At 39.7% G+C, this 575-nt stretch carries 1 protein-coding gene; it reads right to left on the reverse strand.

All coding sequences use genetic code 11. From position 1 onward, the window contains the following. The coding region (locus OXPF_RS22230; protein ID WP_160317113.1) for a hypothetical protein at nucleotides 1–550 on the reverse strand (550 nt) is incomplete at its 3' end. Between the last annotated feature and the right edge of the window lie 25 nt (nucleotides 551–575).

Below are 575 nucleotides of genomic sequence, written 5' to 3' on the forward strand. Positions count from 1 at the left end.
CTCTTACTTCTGAAAGCCTGTTTGCAAGATCGTAAACATACCTATATTTTACTCCGTTTACTATATCGTCATGATATCCCAAATTCCCGGCACTGTCATAAGTATACCAGTGCCTCGTGGAACCATTATATGTCCTTGCCATTATTCTGTCCAATATATCGTACTGATACCCAACCTTCTGGCCGTTTCCGTATTCCGATTCCTGAAGCTTGTTGGTTTTTATATTTAACCCGCCGCCGGCTTCTGCCGCATAGGTATTCTTTATCAATGACCTATTCTCTTTTACTTTCACTTCGGAAACATTTCCTAAGTTGTCATAATCGAATTTGTAGTAAAAGTCATTGTGATTTATTGTTTTTATCCTGTCATTCTCGTAGGTATAACTGTTTCGAACAGTTTCACCGCTTACAACTTTGGATACACTTGTCAGCCTGTCGTTATTATCATACCCGTATGATGTCTGTTTACCCTTAGGGTCAACGACAGAATCCAGTGTGCCTTTTGTCTGGTTATAGTTATATGTCACTTTGTTTCCTGAGCTGTCTGTCATATCGCGGATATAGTTTCCGTTAGGT

Origin of the sequence: Oxobacter pfennigii (assembly GCF_001317355.1) — a bacterium.
GTDB lineage: Bacteria > Bacillota > Clostridia > Clostridiales > Oxobacteraceae > Oxobacter > Oxobacter pfennigii.